At 69.7% G+C, this 16,996-nt stretch carries 15 protein-coding genes, 2 tRNA genes and 1 pseudogene; 6 read left to right on the forward strand and 12 right to left on the reverse strand.

Features of this window, described 5'->3' with window-relative positions; genetic code table 11:
* Positions 1 to 105: 105 nt before the first annotated feature.
* From AB0J90_RS14805 to AB0J90_RS14825, 5 genes are all read right to left on the reverse strand, one after another.
* Entirely contained in the window at positions 106 to 732 is a 627-nt protein-coding gene (locus AB0J90_RS14805; protein WP_363595964.1) for a response regulator transcription factor, read from the reverse strand.
* A complete protein-coding gene (locus tag AB0J90_RS14810) occupies positions 722 to 1,924 on the reverse strand; it encodes a sensor histidine kinase (RefSeq protein WP_363595966.1) in 1,203 nt (400 codons plus the stop codon). Before AB0J90_RS14810 ends, AB0J90_RS14805 begins: the two co-directional genes overlap by 11 nt.
* 34 nt (positions 1,925 to 1,958) lie before the next feature.
* Entirely contained in the window at positions 1,959 to 2,750 is a 792-nt protein-coding gene (locus AB0J90_RS14815) for an ABC transporter permease (RefSeq protein WP_363595968.1), read from the reverse strand.
* Positions 2,747 to 3,751, reverse strand: coding sequence for an ABC transporter ATP-binding protein (locus tag AB0J90_RS14820; protein ID WP_363595970.1), 1,005 nt, complete (start codon positions 3,749 to 3,751; stop codon positions 2,747 to 2,749). Before AB0J90_RS14820 ends, AB0J90_RS14815 begins: the two co-directional genes overlap by 4 nt.
* Positions 3,752 to 3,860: 109 nt before the next feature.
* Positions 3,861 to 4,481, reverse strand: a complete 621-nt coding sequence (locus AB0J90_RS14825) for a TetR/AcrR family transcriptional regulator (RefSeq protein ID WP_363595972.1) — start codon at positions 4,479 to 4,481, stop codon at positions 3,861 to 3,863.
* A 69-nt stretch (positions 4,482 to 4,550) separates the two neighbouring features.
* On the opposite strand from AB0J90_RS14825, the gene AB0J90_RS14830 reads away from it, so the two are divergent.
* The 4 genes from AB0J90_RS14830 (at position 4,551) to AB0J90_RS14845 (ending at position 7,547) form a co-directional block, all read left to right on the forward strand.
* Positions 4,551 to 5,132, forward strand: a complete 582-nt coding sequence (locus AB0J90_RS14830) for a peroxiredoxin-like family protein (protein WP_363595974.1) — start codon at positions 4,551 to 4,553, stop codon at positions 5,130 to 5,132.
* Positions 5,133 to 5,260: 128 nt separating this feature from the next.
* Positions 5,261 to 6,688, forward strand: coding sequence for an MFS transporter (locus AB0J90_RS14835; RefSeq protein WP_363595976.1), 1,428 nt, complete (start codon positions 5,261 to 5,263; stop codon positions 6,686 to 6,688).
* 80 nt (positions 6,689 to 6,768) lie between these two features.
* The gene (locus AB0J90_RS14840; protein ID WP_363595978.1) at positions 6,769 to 7,227 is read left to right on the forward strand and encodes a hypothetical protein; all 459 of its coding nucleotides are present in this window, start codon (positions 6,769 to 6,771) and stop codon (positions 7,225 to 7,227) included.
* On the forward strand, positions 7,224 to 7,547 hold the full coding sequence (locus AB0J90_RS14845; RefSeq protein ID WP_363595980.1) for a transcriptional regulator: 324 nt from the start codon (positions 7,224 to 7,226) through the stop codon (positions 7,545 to 7,547). The genes AB0J90_RS14840 and AB0J90_RS14845 overlap by 4 nt, the downstream gene beginning before the upstream one ends.
* A gap of 80 nt (positions 7,548 to 7,627) precedes the next feature.
* On the opposite strand, the gene AB0J90_RS14850 is transcribed toward AB0J90_RS14845, so the two are convergent.
* The 7 genes from AB0J90_RS14850 to gyrB all read right to left on the reverse strand — a co-directional run bounded on the left by AB0J90_RS14850 (position 7,628) and on the right by gyrB (position 14,526).
* On the reverse strand, positions 7,628 to 8,233 hold the full coding sequence (locus AB0J90_RS14850; protein ID WP_363595982.1) for a cadmium resistance transporter: 606 nt from the start codon (positions 8,231 to 8,233) through the stop codon (positions 7,628 to 7,630).
* Between the two features lie 109 nt (positions 8,234 to 8,342).
* A tRNA-Ala gene (locus AB0J90_RS14855) sits at positions 8,343 to 8,418 on the reverse strand.
* A gap of 46 nt (positions 8,419 to 8,464) precedes the next feature.
* Positions 8,465 to 8,593: a DLW-39 family protein gene (locus tag AB0J90_RS14860; protein WP_211349269.1), complete on the reverse strand. Its 129-nt coding sequence runs from the start codon at positions 8,591 to 8,593 to the stop codon at positions 8,465 to 8,467.
* 41 nt (positions 8,594 to 8,634) lie between these two features.
* A tRNA-Ile gene (locus tag AB0J90_RS14865) sits at positions 8,635 to 8,708 on the reverse strand.
* 176 nt (positions 8,709 to 8,884) lie between these two features.
* A complete protein-coding gene (locus tag AB0J90_RS14870; RefSeq protein WP_363595984.1) occupies positions 8,885 to 9,874 on the reverse strand; it encodes a DUF3566 domain-containing protein in 990 nt (329 codons plus the stop codon).
* 3 nt (positions 9,875 to 9,877) lie between these two features.
* Positions 9,878 to 12,400, reverse strand: coding sequence for a DNA gyrase subunit A (gene gyrA / locus AB0J90_RS14875; RefSeq protein WP_363595986.1), 2,523 nt, complete (start codon positions 12,398 to 12,400; stop codon positions 9,878 to 9,880).
* A 182-nt stretch (positions 12,401 to 12,582) separates the two neighbouring features.
* Positions 12,583 to 14,526, reverse strand: a complete 1,944-nt coding sequence (gene gyrB / locus AB0J90_RS14880; RefSeq protein ID WP_363595988.1) for a DNA topoisomerase (ATP-hydrolyzing) subunit B — start codon at positions 14,524 to 14,526, stop codon at positions 12,583 to 12,585.
* A 495-nt stretch (positions 14,527 to 15,021) separates the two neighbouring features.
* Here gyrB and AB0J90_RS14885 point away from each other — a divergent pair, with 495 nt between their 5' ends.
* Together AB0J90_RS14885 and AB0J90_RS14890 are read left to right on the forward strand one after the other, a co-directional pair.
* Positions 15,022 to 15,576, forward strand: coding sequence for a hypothetical protein (locus AB0J90_RS14885; RefSeq protein ID WP_326561868.1), 555 nt, complete (start codon positions 15,022 to 15,024; stop codon positions 15,574 to 15,576).
* Between the two features lie 196 nt (positions 15,577 to 15,772).
* Positions 15,773 to 16,960, forward strand: a pseudogene (locus AB0J90_RS14890) (MFS transporter); the annotation flags it as partial.
* Between the last annotated feature and the right edge of the window lie 36 nt (positions 16,961 to 16,996).

Raw genomic sequence — 16,996 nt, forward strand, 5'->3', positions numbered from 1 at the left:
TTCCGCCGCGATCGATCCCTCGGTCATGATCCCGACGTATCACACCATGCGCATGAATCGAGGGCCAGAGCTACGACCGGCGACGGGCCGGGTACGCAGCCGGGCTCAGTCGCCGAGGAGCCAGCCGTTCTGTTCGGCGATCCGTACCGCCTCGGTCCGGTTGTGCGCCCCGGTCTTGCCGATCGCCGCGGAGAGGTGGTTACGTACGGTCCCCTCGGACAGGTGCAGGGCCGCCGCGAGCGTGGCCACCGTGCCGCCGCCCCTGGCCGCCCGCAGCACCTCGGTCTCCCGTTCGGTGAGCGGGCTGACCCCGCTGGCCAGGGTTTCCGCGGCCAGGGTCGGGTCGACCACGCGCAGCCCGGCGTGGACCCGGCGGACGGCATCGGCGAGCTGCCGGGCCGGGGTGTCCTTGACCACGAAGCCGTCCGCACCGGCCTCCATCGCCCGGCGCAGGTAACCGGGGCGGCCGAAGGTGGTGACCACCAACACCCGACAGCCCGGTACGCCGGCACGCAGGGCAGCGGTGGCGGCGATCCCGTCCAGGCCGGGCATCTCCACGTCGAGCAGCGCGACGTCGGGTGCCGTACGCCGGGCCGCGTCGAGCACCTCGTCACCGCGCCCGACCTCGGCGACCACGGTCAGGTCGGGTTCGAGGGAGAGCAGCGCCGCCAGCGCACCCCGGACCAGCGCCTGGTCGTCGGCGAGCAGCAACCGGATGCACTCACCCGGCATGTGCACGGTCCACTTCGACCCGCAACCGGAAACCCCGGCCGCCCGGTCCTCGGCCCAGCTTCACCCGCGCGCCGGCCTGTTCGGCTCGTTCCCGCAGCCCGATCAGCCCGTGGCCGCCGTACGCGGGATCCGGTCCGGTGGTCGGGTGGTCCGGCTCGCCGTCGCCGACCGGGCCCCGGCCGTCGTCGAGCACCTCGACGTGGTCGGGGCCGAGCCGGATGGTGCAGCGCCCGGCGCCGCTGTGTCGTACCACGTTGGTCACCCCTTCGCGGACCGCCCAGCCGAACAACTCGGCCAGGCCGACCGGCAGTTCCGGCACGGAGTCCGGCAGGTCGGCCCGGATGCCCGCCGCATCCAGCGCCGACCGGGCGCCGGCCAGTTCGCCGGCCAGGGTGACCTCACGGTACGCCCCGACGGTGCTCCGTACGTCCGCCAGCGCCTCACGGGCCAGCCGCTCCACGTCGGCTATCTCGACGGCGGCCCGGTGTGGGTCGACCTCCAGCAGCCGGCCGGCGAGTTCGGCCTTCACCGCCACCACGGTCAGCGAGTGGCCGAGGATGTCGTGCAGGTCGCGGGCGGCGCGGGCCCGTTCCCCGGCGACCGCCAGCCGGTGGATCTCCCGCTGTGCCCGGAGCAGGTCGGAGTTCCGTTCGGCCAGCCGGATCACGCCGAAGGTGGCGAACGCGGCCAGCAGCAGGGCGAAGACCAGGTCGGACTGGCTGCGCCAGGCCGGTACGGCCAGCGGCAGGACCGCTGCGACCGCTGCCAGCCCGGCGACCACCAGCAGGGCGGTACGCCGTGGCAGCAGCAGCACCGCCGCGGTGGCGAGGTAGACGATCGTGACCAGCCAGTCCGCACCGGCACCGGGAATGGCGAGCAGGCCGAGGCAGAGCAGCAGGGCGAGCAGTACCCAGTTGAGCCGGGTGTCGAGCATTCCCCAGGTGGTCGGCGTACCGGTGCTGGCGCGGCGGAGCCGGGCCCGGACCACCAGCACGAAGATGAGCACGTAGGCGAGGCCGAAGGCGGCGAGCGCGCCGACCGCCAGGTCCCGGGCTAATCCGGGCGGGTGGTGCCAGGCGGAGCTGATCGGTTGACCCAGGTAGACCAGCCAGATCGCGCCGACCACCCAGCCGAGGTCCCGCCGGCCGTGGCGGCCAGGCCACCACCAGGCCGAACGGGGCGGGGAGGTCACCAGCCCACCCTAGCCAGCCCGGCGGTGTCGCCGGTCATACCCGCTGGGTGTCCCGCCGGAACAGGCGGGCGGCGCCGAAGCCGAAGGCGACGGTCCAGGCCAGTACGTTCACCACCGCGCCCAGGGTGAACCCGGATCCGGTCAGCGGGCTGCGGGCGATCTCGCCGACGCCGTACACCGGGGTGAACCTGGCGATGTCCTGCATGGCCTGCGGCAGCACTTCGAGCGGCACGAAGAGGCCGCCGAACATGGCCAGGATGGCGAGGATCGGGCCGAGGAACTGCATCACGTTCTCGGCCGGGGCGAGGTAGCCGACGAAGAGTCCGAAGGCGGCGAAGACCAGCGAGCCGATCCAGGCGGCCAGCCCGGCGAGCAGCCAGACGTGCAGCGGCATCCGTACGCCGGAAAGACCGCCGACGGCGAACTCGACCACGACCGCGACCAGGCCGAGCGCCATCGCGGTCAGCACCTTGGTGGTCACGTACGCGGCTGGGCGCAGCGGGGTGAGCCGTAGTTGCCGGCTCCAGCCCAGCGCGCGTTCGACCGCGACCATGCCACCGCCGCTGGTGGTCGCGACCATGGCGCCGTACACGGCCAGGCTGATCATGATGTAGCCGGTGGCCGGGGATCCGTTGTCGAGGGTCTGGCCGCGTTGCGGGAGGCCGAACAGGAGGAAGAAGACCGCCGGCATGACCAGGATGAAGATCATCGTACGGCGGTTGCGCAGCACCCGGCGGATCTCCAGCAGCAGGAAGGTCGACGTGAAGCCACCCAGCGGCGGGCGCTGCCGGCTCACGGCAGGTACGGGCGAGGCGGTGCTGGTCATCGGGTCCTCCGGTCTTCGACGGCAGCGCCTGCCGCGTCACCTGCGGTGGTGGTGCCACGGTTCGGGGCCTCGGTGGCGGTGAGGGCGATGAACGCGTCCTCCAGGTTGCGTGAGGTGATCTCCAGGTCCCGCGCGGCGGTGGTGGTGAGCAGGTGCCGCGCCACCGCGTCGGAGTCGGTGGCATGCAGCAGTACGGTGTCGCCGCGTACCTCGACCGAGTCGACGCCCGGCAGCGCGGCGAGCCGTACCTGGTCGGCGCCGGGCAGCGTGGCCCGTACCAGCCGGCCGGCGGCCAGGTTCTTGATCTCGGCGCTGGTGCCGTCGGCGACGATCCGCCCTTGCCGGACCAGCACGATCCGGTCGGCGTACGCGTCCGCCTCCTCCAGGTAGTGGGTGGCGAACAGGATCGTGCGACCCGCTCGGGCGTCCTGCCGGATCGCGGTCCAGAAGTCCCGCCGCCCCTCGACGTCCATCCCGGTCGTCGGCTCGTCGAGCACCATCAGGTCCGGATCGGAGAGCAGCGCCAGCGCGAACCGGAGCCGCTGCTGCTGGCCGCCGGAGCACTTACCGACCAGACGGTCGGCGATGCCGGTGATGCCGGCCCGGTCGAGCACTTCGGTCACCGGGCGGGCGTGGCTGAAGAAGGTGGCGGTCATCCTTACCGTCTCGGCCACGGTCAGGTCCTTGAGCAGGCCACCGGTCTGCATGACGGCGGCGATCCGGCCCTGCCCGATCGCGTCGGCGGGCGCCTGCCCGTAGACCCGTACGGTGCCCGAGGTCGGCTGGGCCAGGCCGAGCAGCATGTCGATAGTGGTGGTCTTGCCGGCGCCGTTCGGCCCGAGGAAGGCCACCACCTCGCCGGGTTCGATGCGCAGGCTGAGCCCGTCGACGGCGGTCACCGGGCCGAAGGTCTTGGTCAGTCCGGTCAGCTCGACGGCGGGGGTCCCCGCACCGCTGGCGACCGGTCGGGCCACCGGCACCGCGGTCGTTGATCTCGTCATGGGACCAGGTTGCGCCGCCGGGTGCCGGTCCCGATCGGCCGCGCGTCACCACCTGACCATGACATTTGTCAGCCCTGCCGATCGCCCTCGTTCGGCTGTCGGCGTGTGATCACGGTGGGTTGGTCGCTGCGAGTCCGGCCAGCAGGATGGCGAGCCCGCCACGGAACTCCTCGGCGGCGGGGATCTCCCGCGCGGTGCGGGCGGTCTCGGCGAGCAGCGGGAACGGTGTGGGCGGCAACTCCGCGAGCACGATCGTGCCCGGCCCCGAGAGCGGGCCGAGCTGTTCGGCGCTGAACGCGCCGACCAGATAACTGATCAGCGTACGGAAGGCGACGACCCGCCGCCGGTCGGCGAAGCCGGCCTCGGTGAGGGTGCCGAGCACCGCCTCACCCCAGGCCATCACGTGCCGGTTGCGGTGCCGGTGGCTCAGGAACAGCGGTACGACGGCGGGATGCGCGCCGACCGCGTCCCGGACCCGCTCGGCCAGCACGATCACACGCTCGGTCCAGGAGCCGTCTGGCCGGGCCGGGTCCAGGTCGTTCAGCACCAGGTCGACGACGAGCTGTTCGAGCTGTTCGCGGTCCTCCACGTAGCGGTACAGCGACATGGTGCCGATGCCGAGTTCCTGCGCGACCGTACGCATCGACAGGGTGTCGAGCCCGGCGCGGTCGATCACGGCGAGCGCGGCGGCGGCGATCCGCTCGTGGGTGAGGGACTTCGGACGAGGCATGGCCTTGACAGCGTACGCCATACGCCTACGCTCGTAGGAGTACGCCGTACGCCTACAAGGAGGACGGACATGCACCGAGACAACGCCCACCGACTACCGCCCGGACACGTCGTCGCACCCCTGGAACTGGTCACCGTCGACGGTGAGCCCGTCGCCGTGCCCGACGCCGATCGACTTGTCCACCTCCAGTTCCGCCGGTTCGCCGGTTGCCCGGTCTGCAACCTGCACCTGCGTTCCGTGGCCCGCCGGCACGCGGAGATCGAGGCGGCCGGCGTACGCGAGGTGGTCTTCTTCCACTCCGACGCCGACGAGCTGCGCGAACACACCTCCGATCTTCCGTTCGCGGTGATCGCCGACCCGGACCGGCGCTGGTACCGCGCGTTCGGGGTGGAGGCTGCCCCACGCGCCCTGCTCGACCCGCGAGTGTGGGGCCCGATCCTCCGGTCGGTCACGCTCGACCTGGTGGCGGTCGTCCGGCACGGCAAACCCCTGCCCTCGACCAGCCAGCCCAACGGCCGGATCGGCCTACCCGCCGACTTCCTGCTCGACACCGACGGCCGGCTGATCGCCAGCAAGTACGGGTCCCACGCCTACGACCAGTGGTCGGTGGACGAACTGCTGGAGCTGACCCGAGTCGGCGTAGGCCGCTGACCCTGTGTCCTTGCTCATAGCTCGCCGCAGGCGTGTGTACGGCGTAGACCTGACGTCTACGTTGTAAACGTACGTCGTATACCTACGCCGTACACAAACCAGCCGTCGGCTTCCCTATGAGGTACGCAATGCGACGCAGTCCCTGGGCCACCCTCGCGGTGTTGGCACTCGCCCAGTTCATCGTGGTGCTCGACGTGACGATCGTGAACGTCGCACTGCCCGACATCCAGTCCGACCTGCACTTCAGCACCGACAACCTGCAATGGGTGATCAGCGCGTACACCCTGCTTTTCGGCGGCTTCCTGCTGCTCGGCGGACGTGCCGCCGACCTGCTCGGACCTCGCCGGGTGTTCGTGGGCGGACTCGTCCTGTTCGGCGTGACCTCCCTGCTCGCCGGGTTCGCCACCTCGCCGGGCCTGCTGATCGGGGCAAGAGCCGTCCAGGGTCTGGGCGGCGCGCTGCTCTCGCCGGCCGCGCTGGCCATCCTCACCGTCACCTTCGCGCACGGCCGGGCCCGCAACATCGCCATGGGTGTCTGGGGCGGCCTGGCCGGGCTCGGCGGCACCCTGGGTGTGGTCGCCGGTGGGCTGCTCGTCGACTCACTGAGCTGGCGCTGGGTCTTCTTCGTCAACGTGCCGATCGTGATCGCCCTGGTCGCGATCATCCCGACCTTCGTCCGGGACATCCGCCACGACGAGCACGGCAACCGGACCTTCGACGTGGCCGGCGCGATCCTCGGCACCGGTGGACTGCTCGCCGTGGTCTTCGGCGTCGTACGCGCCGAGGCGAGCGGCTGGGGCTCGCTCGAAGTGGTCGGCTTCCTCACCGGCGGAATCGTGCTGCTGATCGCCTTCATCGCGGTCGAGGCCCGCTCCGCCGCACCACTCGTACCGCTGCGGCTGTTCCGCTCGCGCGCCCTGAGCGTCTCCAGCGCCGCCCTGGCCCTCAACGGCGCCGCCTTCCTCTCCATGTTCTTCCTGACCGCGATCTACCTCCAGCAGGTACGCGGAGACTCGCCACTGGCCGCGGGCGTGCACTTCCTGCCCATGGGCGCGGCCGCGATCGTGGGCGCCGCGCTCGCCACCCAGCTGGTACACCGGATCGGCACCCGTACGCTCCAGCTAGCCGGCGCGGTGCTCAGCGTCGCCGGTCTGCTGCTGCTCTCCCAGGCCGGCGCGACCGGCAGCTACGCCAGTGAACTGCTGCCCGGCTTCGTCCTGTTCGGACTCGGCATTCTCGGCGTCGGCGTACCGGCCCAGATCGCCGCCGTGGCCGACGTGGCGCACCACGAGGCGGGTGCCGCCTCGGGCGTGGTGACCGCCGTCTACCAGGTCGGCGGCGCACTGGGGCTGGCCATCGTCACCACCCTGTCCATCACCCGCACCACCGACGCGGTCGCCCAGGGGATCGACCAGCAGCAGGCACTGGTCGAGGGTTTCCACCGTGGACTGATGGTGGCCGCCGTGTTCGCGATCCTCAACCTCGTGGTCACGATCGCCACCCCGCAGTTGCGGCCCGACGCCGAACAGGTGGCCGAGGCGGCCGTCGCGGCGTGACCGCTGACGGGAACTCCTGAGTTTCCGCTACCGAAAGTCTTCACTTGCCATGACGGAAAGTCTGAGCGAGACTTTCCGTCATGGCAAGTGATGCACCCCTCGACTCGACCGCCCACCGACCCACCCCGGCCGAGGCCGCCGCGGCCCTGCGCCAGGTGCGAGACGCGCAGTCCTCACTCGGCCGCAGACTCGCACCTAGCTGGTACTTCGCAGCCGTGGCGGCAATGCTCGGCGCGACCACCCTGAGTCAACTGCTACCCACCGCGGCCACCATCGTGGTCACGCTCGCGCTGGTCGCGATCATGGGGGCGGTCGTGCGGGTCTTCTTCGACCGGGCCGGCGTCGTACCGCAGGTCGGCAAGGTCAACGCTCGGTGGATCATCCTCGCCACGACACCGCTGGTGCTCGTCACGCTGGCCGCCGCCTGGCTGGACGACTCCGGCCGCGAATGGGGCTGGATCGTCGCCGCCATCGTCAACTCCGGGACGGTGCTGGGCGTGGGCTGGTGGCACCGCCGCCAGTTGCGAGCGGGGGCATGACCGCGCAGGCGCCGGAGCCCGGCGGCTTCAACCTGGTCATCCACGCACCGAACCGGCTGCTGATCTGCGCGCTGCTCGACAGCGTCGCCGAGATCGAGTTCGGCGTGGTCCAGGAACGGCTGTCGGTCAGCGCTTCCGTGCTCAGCAAACACGTGACGGTCCTGGCCGAGGCCGGCTACGTGACACAACGCAAGGCGGTCCGGGAAACCCGGCCCCGGGTCTGGCTGCAGTTCACCCCCGAGGGGCGGGCCGCGTACCGGGCCCACGTCGCCGCCCTACAGGCGATCGTCGGCACCCAGTCCGACCCGGTCGAGGCCTGACGACAGGCTCGCCGCACGGCGGTGCTACCGGCCGAGCGTGCCCGTGGGCCGCTCGGCCGCCACCGGTGCCGCCGGCCGGCTCACCGCAGGTGGCCGATCACCCCGGACTCGATCACGATGGCCGCGCCGATGACCATGAAGACCCCCGGCACGATCCAGTGCCCGTACCGCTGCACGATCGCGATGACCTGCCGGTGCGAGCCGAGCCAGGAGCCGACCAGGCACCACACCGCGGTCAGTGCGGCAAACACCACCACGGTCACCAGGCTGTCCGCCAACCCGACGGTACGGAACAGCGGGGTGTAGACGGAGATGTTGTCGGCACCGTTGGCGATCGTCACCCCGGCCACCGACACCAGGCCGGTCGCCACCGCCGCCCCCGGCGGCTCGTCCTGCCCACGGGCGCGAACCGCGGCGATCAACCCGCTTACGCCCAACGCGAAGGGCAGCAGCCCGAGCAGACCCACCCACTCGTCCGGCACGATCGTCAACCCGAGGGCCGCGACCGCCGACACCGCCACCAGTACGCCGATCCCGGCGTACTGTCCTGTCCAGACCTGCCACACCTTCGGTGAGCCGTTGGCGCGTGCGGAGAGGAACAGCACCGTCAGCACGATGATGTCGTCGACGTTCGTGCCCGCGAACACGCCGACCGCCGTCAGTAAGGTGCTGGCGAGATCTCCCACGCGCGACAGCGTACGAGTCCGGCGGGCGACAGGCCCTACTCGGCCAGGTACGTCCCCGGCGCCCTGCTCCGGTTGGACTGGGCAAGCAGGAGCTGACGTACGAAAGTGCTGGTGGAGCCAAGGGGACTCGAACCCCTAACCCCTGCCTTGCAAAGGCAGTGCTCTGCCAGTTGAGCTATGGCCCCGAAGGGCGGCTGACGCCGCCAGGTCGGGCAATCCAGGTCGAGCGAATTACCGGAGGTCCGGTGCGGTGGTGGCCTCGTGCCACAGCGCCCGCTCGTCGTTGGATTCCTTGACCTTCTTGGCGATCAGGGCCGCCACGCCGACAACGCTGGCGAGGATCAGAAGCTTCTTGAACATGACAGTCCCTCACGCTCGACTGCTGTCGGACGATCTGAAAGTGGGGCTAGCTGGAATCGAACCAGCGACCTCAGAGTTATCAGCTCTGCGCTCTAACCGACTGAGCTATAGCCCCGTGCGACGAGCAAGGTTACCGTACCTACGGGCCAGGTCCCAACTCGGGGGCTGACCCCCAGACTGACCTGCGACAACGAACTGTGCGCGGGTAACCCTGCGGTCGTCGCAGACGCTACCGAATGCAAAACGCCGGGGCCACCGCAATATCTGCGGAGCCCCGGCGTCGGCACGTTGTCAGTCGCGCTCGGCGAGGGTCAACTCGATCCCGCCGACCAGGTCGGCGCAGACGTTGTAGACGAACGCCCCGAGCGTTGCGAGCGCGGTGAACAGCACCACGTTCACCAGCCCGATCAACGCAGAGCTGAGGATCACGCCCTTGGCGGTGATCTTCAGGGCGTTGTCACTCTGCCCACCACCGGCGTTGATCAGGTCCGTGAGGCTGCTGTTGACGCTCTCGAACACGCCCATCGCGTCCAGCGCGAGGTAGAGCACCGAGGTCGCCACGATCACGACGACGAAGAGCACCAGCGACACCGCGAACGAGAACTTCATCACCGACCAGGGGTCGATGCGCTTGAGGTTCAGCCGGGCCCGTCGCGGCCCCCGCGAGGCGGCGGAGCCGACCGCACTGCGGGCCGAACGTACGGCCTCGCTCACCCGGGCCGCACCGACCGCGGCAGCGCCGCCGAACGTACGGGCCGGGCCACCGGCCTGGTCCGGCCGAGCCGAACCCGTCGCCCGACCCTGGTCGGAACCGCCCGGTCCGCCCGTGGGTGCGCCGGGAGCCGGCTGACCCAGCACGGACATGCCCGGCATGGTCTGCCCCGGAGCGGACTGCCCCGATGCCGGGGCGCCGGAGCTGCCCGGCATCGACGGTCTGCTCTGCGCGCCCGGCCGATTCTGGCCACTCGGCCGGTCGGCGGACGGCGGGCCGCTGGCCGACGCGGCAGCGCCGGCTCCCGCGCCAGAGGACGGCGTCGAGGACGACCCGCCCTCGGTGCCGGATGCCTCGGCCGGGCGGCTGCCCGCTTCCCCGCCGGGCTGATCCGGCGGGGGTGGCATGCCGGGGGCCCGGGTGAATTTCGGCGACGGTGCGTCGGCGGGGACTACCGCCCGGCCGACGGCCGCGCGGCCGGTCGCTGGTGCGCCGCCCGCGGCGGCCTCCTCATCGACCGGGTTGGCCGAGGTCCCCGCACTCCCCGACTTCGCCTGTGTCTCCGTCATCAACTAGTCCTGTTCGTCAGGCTCGTCGGCATTGCGAGCAATGGCCACGATCGTCACACCATCCGGGAGGTCCATAAGCTTGACCCCCATTGTGTTCCGATCGCGTGTACGGCGTACAGGCTTCACCGGAGTCCGGATGACGCCGCCGTTACTGGTGATCGCGAACAACTCGTCGTCCGGGCTGATCACCACTGCGCCGACCAGTCCACCACGTCGCTCGGTGATCTTCGCGGTCAGCACACCCTTTCCTCCCCGGCCCTGGACCGGATATTCCTCGATCGGCGTACGTTTTGCGTACCCGCCGTTCGTTGCCACCAGGACATCCATCCCGTCGGTGACCACTTCCATGGCCAACAGGACGTCGTCGTCGGTGAAGCGCATCCCGATCACGCCCGAGGTGGCGCGGCCCATCGGCCGCAGTGCCTCGTCGGTGGCGTTGAACCGGATCGCCTGTGCCTTTTTGGACACCAGCAGGAGATCGTCCTCGGGTCCGGCAAGTGCCGCGCCGACCAGCTCGTCCTCGTCGCGAAGGTTGATCGCGATGATGCCGCCGGATCGGTTGGAGTCGAACTCCTCCAGCTTGGTCTTCTTGACCAGGCCCTTCTGCGTCGCCAGCACCAGGTACGGCGCGACCTGGTAGTCCGGGATTTGGATGACCTGGGCGATCTGCTCGTCCGGCTGGAAGGCGAGCAGGTTGGCCACGTGCTGGCCCTTGGCGGTACGGCTCGCCTCCGGCAATTCGTACGCCTTGGCCCGGTAGACCCGGCCCTTGTTGGTGAAGAAGAGCATCCAGTTGTGCGTGGAGCAGACGAAGAAGTGGCTGACGATGTCGTCCTGGCGCAGGGTCGCGCCGCTGACACCCTTGCCGCCGCGGCGCTGCGACCGGTACAGGTCGACCTTGGTGCGCTTGGCGTAGCCGGTGCGGGTGATGGTGACCACGACGTCCTCGCGGGCGATCAGGTCCTCCATGGAGACCTCGCCGTCGAACGGCAGGATCTTGGTACGCCGCTCGTCGCCCCACTTCGCCACGATCTCGCCGAGCTCCTCGGAAACGATCTTCCGCTGCCGCTCCGGCTTGGCCAGGATGTCCTTGTAGTCGGCGATCTCAAGCTCGATCTTCGCCAACTCGTCGATGATCTTCTGACGCTCCAGCGCGGCGAGCCGCCGCAGCTGCATGTCGAGGATCGCGGTCGCCTGGATCTCGTCGATCGTCAGGAGCTGGACCAGACCCTGGCGGGCCTCCTCGACCGTGGGCGAGCGCCGGATCAGGGCGATCACCTCGTCGAGTGCGTCCAGTGCCTTGACCAGACCGCGCAGGATGTGCGCCCGCTCCTCGGCCTTGCGCAGCCGGTACGCGGTCCGCCTCCGGATCACCTCGATCTGGTGCTCGACGTAGTACCGGATGAACTGGGCCAGGTTGAGCGTGCGCGGCACCCCGTCGACCAGCGCCAGCATGTTGGCGCCGAAGGTCTCCTGGAGCTGGGTGTGCTTGTAGAGGTTGTTCAGCACCACCTTGGCGACCGCGTCGCGCTTGAGCACCAGCACGATCCGCATGCCGGTACGCCCGGAGGACTCGTCCCGGATGTCCGCGATCCCGGCGAGCTTGCCCTCCTTGACCAACTCGGCGATCCGCTCGGCCAGGTTGTCCGGGTTGACCTGGTAGGGCAGCTCGGTGACGACCAGACAGGCCCGCCCCTTCTTGTCCTCCTCCACGTCGACCACGGCGCGCATCCGGATCGAGCCGCGGCCGGTCCGGTACGCGTCCTGGATCGGCTGGTGTCCGACGATCAGCCCGTAGGTGGGGAAGTCCGGACCCTTGACGATCTCGATCAGCGCGTCGAGCGTGGTGGCCTCGTCGGCGTCCGGGTTCTCCAGGCACCACTGCACCGCCGCGCCGATCTCCCGCAGGTTGTGCGGCGGGATCTTGGTGGCCATGCCGACCGCGATGCCCTCGGAGCCGTTGAGCAACAGGTTCGGGATCCGGGACGGCAGGATCGTCGGTTCCTTGGCCCGGCCGTCGTAGTTGTCCTGGAGGTCGACGGTGTCCTCGTCGATGTCCCGGAGCATCTCCATCGCCAGCGGGTCGAGCTTGCACTCGGTGTACCGCATGGCGGCGGCGGGGTCGTTACCGGGCGAACCGAAGTTGCCGTTGCCGTCGACCAGCGGGTAGCGCAGCGACCAGGGCTGGGCCATCCGGACCAGCGCGTCGTAGATGGAGGAGTCGCCGTGCGGGTGGAACTGACCCATCACGTCGCCGACCACCCGGGAGCACTTCACGTACCCGCGGTCCGGACGGTAGCCGGAGTCGAACATGGCGTAGAGGATCTTGCGGTGTACGGGCTTGAGTCCGTCCCGTACGTCCGGCAGGGCCCGCCCCACGATCACGCTCATCGCGTAGTCGAGGTAGGACCGCTGCATCTCCACCTCGAGGCCCACCGGCTCGATGCGGTCGTGCTGGACCACCGCCGCGATGGCGGCGGCCGGATCGACCGGCTCGCTATCGAAGGACTCGGGAGTATCCGTCACTGTCAACCCTTATCAGACTAATTAGCCGCTTTACCTGTGGATAACGGCTGTGGAAACCGTCGAAGCTGTGGATAACCATGTGGATTCAAGTCTCCGTGCACCCACTGGTCATCCTGATGTCCACCGTCGGTCACCCGGAAACCAGGACACGATCAGGAAGATCCCGCCGTACGGGAGCAGCCTTAAATGTCGAGGAACCGGACATCCTTCGCGTTTCGCTGGATGAACGACCGTCGTGCCTCCACGTCCTCACCCATCAGGACGCTGAATAGCTCATCAGCGGTTGCAGCGTCGTCGAGCGTGACCTGACGCAGCGTACGCGTTGCCGGGTTCATCGTGGTCTCCCAAAGCTCCGGGTAGTTCATCTCGCCCAGACCCTTGAACCGCTGGATGTCGTCCGGCTTGGCGTTGGGCTTCTTCTGCTGCCGCAGCGCGATCAGCCCGTCCCGTTCCCGGTCGGAGTACGCGTACTGGGCGTCGTCGCCCTTCTTGTTCCACTTGATCTTGTAGAGCGGCGGGGCGGCCAGGTAGACGTGACCCATCTCGACGAGCGGCCGCATGAAGCGGAACAGCAGCGTCAGCAGCAGGGTCTGGATGTGCTGGCCGTCCACGTCCGCGTCGGCCATCAGCACGACCTTGTGGTAGCGCAGCTTCTCCATGTCGAAGTCGTCGTGGATGCCGGTACCCAGCGCCGTGATCAACGCCTGGACCTCGTTGTTCTTCAGCACCCGGTCGATCCGGGCCTTCTCCACGTTGAGGATCTTGCCGCGGATCGGCAGGATCGCCTGGGTACGCGGATCACGCCCCTGCTTGGCCGAGCCACCCGCGGAGTCACCCTCGACGATGAACACCTCGGACTCGCGCGGGTCGGTCGACTGGCAGTCGGCGAGCTTGCCCGGCATCGAACCGGACTCCAGCAGCGACTTGCGCCGGGCCAGCTTGCGCGCCTGCTGCGCGGCTATCCGGGCCCGGGATGCCTGGGTCGCCTTGGTGATGATCAGCTTGGCCTCGGCCGGGTTGCGCTCGAACCAGTCCACCAGCCACTCGTTGCAGACCCGGAGCACGAAGCTCTTCACCGGGGTGTTGCCCAGCTTGGTCTTGGTCTGACCCTCGAACTGCGGGTTGGACAGCTTCACCGAGATGATCGCGGCCAGCCCCTCCCGGACATCCTCGCCGGAGAGCTTCTCGTCCCCCTTGAGGAACTTCTTCTCGATGCCGTACTTGTTGACCACACCGGTCAACGCGGCCCGGAAGCCCTCCTCGTGGGTACCACCCTCGTGGGTGTTGATCGTGTTGGCGAAGGTGTAGACCGACTCGCCGTACGACTCGTTCCACTGCATGGCGATCTCGACCGACATGCCCTCTTCCTCGGCCCCGAACTCGACCACCGTCTTGTGGATCGGGCTCTTCGAGGCGTTCAGGTGCCGGACGAAGTCGGAGATGCCGCCCTTGTAGCAGAAGGTCACCTCGCGCGGCTTGCCGTCGTCCTCCTGGACCCGCTCGTCGCGCAACTGGATCGTCAGGCCCCGGTTGAGGAACGCCATCTCCTGCAGGCGGCGGTAGATGGTCTCGAAGGTGAACTCGATCGTCTCGAAGATCGTCGGGTCCGGCCAGAACGCGACCGAGGAGCCGGTGAGGTTGGTGCTCTCGCCCTTCTCCAGCGGCGTCGGCTTGGAGTTGTGGTACTGCTGCCGCCAGACGAAGCCGTCCTTGTGGATCTCCAGCGCCATCCGGACGGAGAGCGCGTTAACCACCGAGACACCCACGCCGTGCAGGCCGCCGGAGACCGCGTACGCCTTTCCGTCGAACTTGCCACCGGCGTGCAGGATGGTCAGCGCCACCTCGACGCCCGGCTTCTTCAGCGTGGGGTGAAGGTCGACCGGGAAACCACGGCCGTTGTCGACCACCCGTACGCCGCCGTCGGCGAGCAGCGTCACCTCGATGGTGTCGCAGTATCCGGCGAGTGCCTCGTCAACCGCGTTGTCGACGACCTCCCAGACCAGGTGGTGCAGACCGCGCTCGCCGGTTGATCCGATGTACATACCGGGCCGCTTGCGAACCGCCTCCAGGCCCTCGAGCACCTGGATCGACCCGGCACCGTATTCCTGCTTGTCCTGCGTTGCCACCTTGGCCACTTTCTCGCACCATCCGGGCACAGGGCGCGGCGGGCGCGGGTTTGGCGGGCACGCGACTCAGCGCACAGGCCGGCACCACGATTGATCTGCGGATACGGCCGAAAGCGCCGGTCGCCGCGGATGCCCGCGGTTCGCGATCGGCTCGGACCCGGTGCGGACTGGTGGCCCAGGCCAACCTGGCCCGCGTCGTCGCTCCACACCGTGTCCTCGTCTCGATGTCAATCCTACTGTGCCGAGACGACAGAACCAGTACGCGGCACCCCTGCGGACCCACCTGAGACCCCCGTAGCCGGCCGCACCCCGCCTACCGCGACTCCCCCCACACGCCACCGGTCGGATCAAGGCCGCTCCGCGCCGCCGCGCTCGACCCGGAGGCGGATCTTGGGCACGGGGGTCGCGCGAACGGCTCGCCGTGCCGTAACTTTGCGTCGCTGTCGCCGTGCCTCGGACGGCCGGTTCGGTACGTGCTCAGGAAGGTGACGCCCGATGGGGCTGGACAACGTCGCGGTGCATTGGCCGCGTACCGGCCGCTTCTACGATCCGGTGGCCCCGGCCGACTTCGTGGACTTCGGCGACCTCGCCGACGCGCCCGAGGTGGCCGCGCCGACCGCCGCGCTGGCCGGGCACATCGCCAAGACCGGAACGGTACGCGCGACCGCGTACACCGAGCTTGTCGATCTTCTGCTCGGGCTCGACGGTGTGCTCTACGCCACAGAGGCCGCGGCCGAGGACGAGGACCCGGTGATCGACCCCGATGGCTGCGCCTGGATCGCCGGCGGCCTCGAACGCTTCGTCGACGGACACCGCCAGTACGGCGATCTGGTGACCTTCGACACGGTCGGTGCCGTGCTCCGGTCCGCGCTCGCCGACGGGCGGCTGGCCGAGCAGCAACTGCGCTGGCTGGACAACCGGCTCGACGCCCTGCGCGACGAGTCGGGCGCGGCCCCGCAGTGGAGTTTCGTACGGTCGGAGCTGAGCGTGCTCGCCGGCTTCTACCGACGCTGCGCCGACCGTGGTTTCGCCGTCTACGCCGACTCCTGACTGTTACCGCCCGGGTAGCTACTGGGTCGGCGTTTGCCCAGCTCAGGCCGAGCGCGGCCGGGCATGAACTCCATCACTAGAAGTAAGCGATCCGCTACCTCCTGAGCCAGGATTGCACGTCGCCGAGAGCCGGCGGCGGAGTCCGGGACCTGGTGCGCGTTCGTCGCCGCCGTCCGAGGGGGGTCGGCTCGCGACCATGCGCGCCACATTCGCTGCTCTGCGCCATCGCAACTACCGCATCTGGGCCGGCGCCGGCTTCGTGTCGATCATCGGCACCTGGATGCAGGTACTCGGCATCAACTGGTTCGTGCTCCAGGCGACCGGTTCGGTGACCTCGATGGGCTGGGCGGTGCTGCTCCAGGCGGTACCCACCCTGCTGCTCAGCACCTGGGGCGGCGCGCTCGCCGACCGGCTACCGGCCCGGCCGTTGCTGGTCGGCACCCAGGTCATGCACACCGCGCTCGCCCTGGGGCTGGCGGCCGTGGCCTGGTCGCACACCGGCGGACTGCCGGTGATCTACGCGATCTCGCTGATCAGCGGCGCCGTCTCCGCCGTCGAGGGCCCGGTGATGGGACGCTGGGGTTCCACCCTGGTCGACCGCGCCACCCTCGGCAACGCCCTCGCGCTCGGCTCGCTCACCAACTCGGCCGGCCGGATCCTCGGCATGAGCGTCGGTGCGGTGGTGGTCGCCGCGTCCGGCCCCGCCCCGCTGTTCCTGATCAACGCGATCAGCTTCGCCGCGGTGGTGTTGGCACTGCTCGCCATCCGGCAGGGCGACCTGCACACCCCCGCACCGGAGCCCGACGGGATCGAGACGCGCTCCGACACCGGCGGCGTACGGGCCGGTTTCGCGTACCTGCGGGGGCAGCCGCTGGTGCTGATCATGCTGGCGCTCGCCTTCGTACTCGGCAGCCTCGGGCGTAACTACCAGGTGACCATGGCCGCCATGAGCGACGGTCCGCTGGGCGCCGGCGCCTCGGGGTACGGGCTGCTATCGACCGTCTTCGCGGTCGGCACCGTGGTCGGTGCGCTGATCGCCGCCCAACGACGCGAACTGGGCTACGGCATCCTGATCGGTGCCGGGGTGCTCGCCAGCCTGATGCAGATCCTGGCCGGTCTGGCACCCGGCACCTGGAGCTTCGCGGCGTTCATCCTGCCGATCGCGGCGACCGCGGTCCTCATCGACACCACCGTCGGCACCCGCGCCCAACTCGACACCGACGGCGCGATGCGCGGTCGGGTACTCGCCGCCGTCGGCGTCACCGGCGCCGTCTCGGCAGCGGTCGGTGCACCACTGCTCGGCTGGCTCTCCGAACACCTCGGGCCGCGCCAGACGCTGGTGCTGGCCGGGGCGCTCGCGGCGCTCGCCTCGGTGGCGGCCGGGCTCGCGCTCGGCCGGCAACGGGCCCGGGCCGTACCG

Source organism: Micromonospora sp. NPDC049523 (genome assembly GCF_040676775.1).
GTDB lineage: Bacteria > Actinomycetota > Actinomycetes > Mycobacteriales > Micromonosporaceae > Micromonospora_G.